Genomic DNA, 3,735 nt, shown 5'->3' on the forward strand with positions numbered 1-3,735 from the left:
GATTCCGCAAATCACCCCCCTGGCAGTCGGGACAGATGGATTGCCGCTGCCGCCTAAATGCCCGGGAATACATGTCGTGAACCTCGTACTCGAAAAGATATTAGCCATGTCGTCCACGTTCGTCCCCACATCTTCAGCAGTGACGTAACAGCCCCGAATTGAAGTCAGTAAATCGCCATATTCTTTGTAAATCGAGGCTCGAATTTCCGGGTTGCTTTTTTCTATTTCGGGATTATGCGCGATAACGCCTTTGCCGCCACCCCACCAAAGACCGGCAAGTGCATTTTTACGGGTCATCCCTTTTGACAACCGCAAGCCATCTCTCAAATAATCCTCCATTGTCGGGTATTGCCAGTAGCGTACGCCGCCGGCTCCTTGTCCGCGGCAAGTTCGGTGGACAAAAGCTCCCTGCAGCGTATCGTGGTTTTTAGTGATGTGAAAAAACAGACCCTCGTGCTGCATAAAATCCCGCCATCATTTTGGATAAACTCAGCAATCGGCTGCAACTGCTCGTGTGACGCGATGACCGTCTTGGATTCTGGGTTATAAACAAAAAAGAAGCAGCTGATTTGCTGATCGAGAAGGTAATTTATGAATTCTTGTGGGTGTAGCTTTAGAAGCTTGTTCATCTTTCTTAATTGATCAAAGAAATTAAATCTGCGGATTGTAAAGTACAAATATGAACACTAAATTTCAACTGAAAGGAATTTAGGAAAAGTATCCGTTTTTACTATAGATTGCACGCAAACGAAGGTGTTTTATTTTTTGATTGTAATCTGAAAGAAATTTTGCTATCTTTTATTAATTAAATTAGACTTCTGCAAAACAGCTTAATTTGTCATTTCGAGCGATAGCTAAAAATCTATGAAATCAATAATATGCATAAAAAGATTGAATTTGACACAAAACGTCGCTTTTTGCAGAAGTCTTATCATCAATTAAAAATGGAGGGACTTCATGAAAAAATTATATTTTTTAATCTTCTTAATCTTGCTCGCTTTGGGCGCCAGCTTTGCGGTCGTGCAACAAGATTTTTCCAATGTCGAAATTAAAACGGAGAAAGTCGCGGGGAATATTTATATGCTGCAGGGCCGGGGCGGCAACATCGGTATTTCTGTTGGCGAGGACGGCGTTTTAATGGTCGATGATCAATATGCGCCACTGTCGGATAAAATTAAAACCGCGATCAAAGACTTAGGCGGTGACAGCCCAAAATTCATTCTCAACACCCATTGGCATGGCGATCACACGGGTGGGAACGCGGTGTTTGGTGGAGAAGGCACCCTTATCTCCCATACAAATGTGCTTAACCGATTGTCGACCCCACAAGAACTTTTCGGAAGGACAATTGAGCCAAGCCCAAAAGAAGCCTTGCCAATTATCACTTTCGATGTTTCTTTGTCGCTCCATTTTAACGGTGAAGAAATAAAAGCCATGCACTATCCAAATGGACATACCGACGGCGATGCAGTCATTTATTTCAAAGGTGCAAATGTCGTGCACATGGGCGACGATTTTTTCTCGGGCCGGTTTCCATTTGTCGATTTGGGCAGCGGCGGCAGCGTGCAGGGGCTTACCGCAAATATCCAAAAAGTGGTTGATTGGCTTCCGGCGGATGTAAAAATTATTCCGGGACACGGGCCGCTCTCAACCCTCGATGACTTGAAAGCATATCATGGTATGCTGGTCGAAACCTCCGACTTCGTTCGCAACCAATTGGCTGAAGGCAAAAATTTAGATGAAATCAAAAGCGCCGGGTTGCCGTCAAAATGGGATGCTTGGGGAACCGGCTTTATCAAAACCGATAGATGGATCGAAATCATTTACAACAGCTACTCAAAAGAAAGTTCTTCAAAATAGCAACTTCTTTTACTCTTTAGGAAAAAGACAAACCCTGAAACCATCGCGTTTTGGGGTTTCTTTTTATAAGCAAAAATCGTTGAATCTCAATTGTGGGTTTCACATTTTGAAATGAAATAGGTCTGTTAATCAGGAATGTGAATGGAAACCCATCTTGATATTCCTATTTTCATTGCCGGTTTTCTGGTAATCGCCCTGGCTTGAAGAATTCTTGACGTTAACCGCCAATAAGTTGTCCAAAAGATTAAATGAAAAGCCCGATATTCTTTTCAAATTATTAGTCAACAGAGAGAAAGCAGGCAGCACGGCCATAAGTCCTGGTATAGCAATTCCTCATATCATTCTCGACGGCAAACATACTGCCAACATCCTGCTTGCCCGATGCAACGAAGGCATCAATTTTTCAGAGAAGGCGCCGATGGTCAATGCCGTTTTTGCTCTTGTAGGAAGCAAGGATGAGCATAACTGTTGCGCGCCTTGTCAACCATTGCCGAGATCGTTCAAGAGCATCATTTTGAAAAAAGGTGGTTAAGAGCAAAAAATGAAAGGGCTTTGCGCAACGCGGTTCTCATGGGGAAGAAAAGCCGGCACAAATAGACATAAGCACCCTGCATCACGGTGCATTAGACGAGTATATTCCCACTTCTACTATTTATCACACTTGACAAAAACAGCTTTAATTCGTATCATTCAAGGAAATAAAGCCGGTATAAAAGATGCAATGCTACAACTGTCAAACCACGATTGAGCTTGAAAGGAAGCCGGGCCGCAACGACACCTGCCCTAAATGCACCTCCTACCTGCACTGCTGCCTTAACTGTCGATTTCATGATCCCGCCGCCCACAACCAGTGCCGCGAGCCGCAAGCGGACTGGGTCAAAGAAAAAGAGATGGCCAATTTTTGCGATTACTTTGAGGCCGTGAGGGAAGTGACGTCCGGGCCTTCAAAAAAAGATGAAGCGCTGAAGAAACTGGACGATTTATTTAAGAAGAAATAAGTCACTAAGATCGCACGAATCCTCTCTAAAGACTATGCATCCGCAGGTCTGTGGCCATCAGAAATCTGATACATCCTCAAAATTTTGATGCCTATCATTCCTTAAGAACTAAGCACGTAAGTATTTATTTTTTTAAAGTCTATATTAAAACTTTTCACTTCCGGATTTTTTGGCAAAGTTTTTGCATTTTTCATTTACACTAAATTGGAACCAAATCTAAAGAAACTTCATTACATTCTTAAAACCCAATCTTGAGTTACTTATCATCAAAACTAACTTTTTCAACCTAAAGGAGGAGGTGTGCCATGATAAAGAATGGATTAGCTTTATTTACTATTTTGCTCAATGTCTTTTTGCATTTTGATCTTATTCTCGCTTGTACCTGTGCGCCCCCAGGCACCCCAACTGAAGAACTGCAGAAAAGCGATGCGGTCTTTATTGGAAGCGTGATCGATTTGACCCCTGTAAACAGGGACCAAAGCGGGATGTTTCTTTTTCACAAAATAAAATTCGAAGTGAAATCATCCTGGAAAGGTGTCGATTTAGGGGAGGTTACTGTAACCACGGCTGCACAATCCGGGATGTGCGGGTTTCCTTTTGAACAAGGCTCGACTTATCTGGTCTATGCTTTTGCTCAAGGGGATTCTCTTTTAACTAATATTTGTACGAGAACCAGAAGCTTATCTCAAGCAAAAGAAGATTTGGATGAGCTTGGCAAACCATTAGTGACTGCTGTCGAAGAGGGCGTGCCAGGAACGACTATCCCTCAAACTTCGTACCTTCGACAAAACTACCCAAATCCATTTAATCCTGCAACTCGTATTTCATATTTTACTCCAACCTCAAGCTATGTTGAATTGAAAGTTTATGATCTACT

Annotated in this window: 5 protein-coding genes; 4 read left to right on the plus strand and 1 reads right to left on the minus strand. The window is 42.7% G+C overall.

What is annotated here, in order from left to right; all coding sequences use genetic code 11:
* On the minus strand, nt 1–462 hold a 462-nt coding region (locus tag IH879_21270; GenBank protein ID MCH7677458.1), incomplete at its 3' end, for a leucine dehydrogenase.
* A 495-nt stretch (nt 463–957) separates the two neighbouring features.
* Between IH879_21270 and IH879_21275 the strand changes: the two genes are divergently transcribed.
* The 4 genes from IH879_21275 to IH879_21290 form a co-directional block, all read left to right on the plus strand.
* Nucleotides 958–1,860, plus strand: coding sequence for an MBL fold metallo-hydrolase (locus IH879_21275; protein MCH7677459.1), 903 nt, complete (start codon nt 958–960; stop codon nt 1,858–1,860).
* A gap of 211 nt (nt 1,861–2,071) precedes the next feature.
* On the plus strand, nt 2,072–2,392 hold the full coding sequence (locus tag IH879_21280; protein MCH7677460.1) for a PTS sugar transporter subunit IIA: 321 nt from the start codon (nt 2,072–2,074) through the stop codon (nt 2,390–2,392).
* Between the two features lie 184 nt (nt 2,393–2,576).
* A complete protein-coding gene (locus IH879_21285) occupies nt 2,577–2,858 on the plus strand; it encodes a hypothetical protein (GenBank protein ID MCH7677461.1) in 282 nt (93 codons plus the stop codon).
* 305 nt (nt 2,859–3,163) lie between these two features.
* On the plus strand, nt 3,164–3,735 hold a 572-nt coding region (locus tag IH879_21290), incomplete at its 3' end, for a hypothetical protein (protein ID MCH7677462.1).

Source organism: candidate division KSB1 bacterium (genome assembly GCA_022562085.1).
Classification (GTDB): Bacteria; Zhuqueibacterota; Zhuqueibacteria; order Oceanimicrobiales; family Oceanimicrobiaceae; genus Oceanimicrobium.

What these genes read in the sequence shown, in the direction of transcription:
- IH879_21285 (MCH7677461.1), top strand. Translation starts at nt 2,577, where the DNA reads ATGCAATGCTACAACTGTCAAACCACGATTGAGCTTGAAAGGAAGCCG.
- IH879_21275 (MCH7677459.1), top strand. Translation starts at nt 958, where the DNA reads ATGAAAAAATTATATTTTTTAATCTTCTTAATCTTGCTCGCTTTGGGC.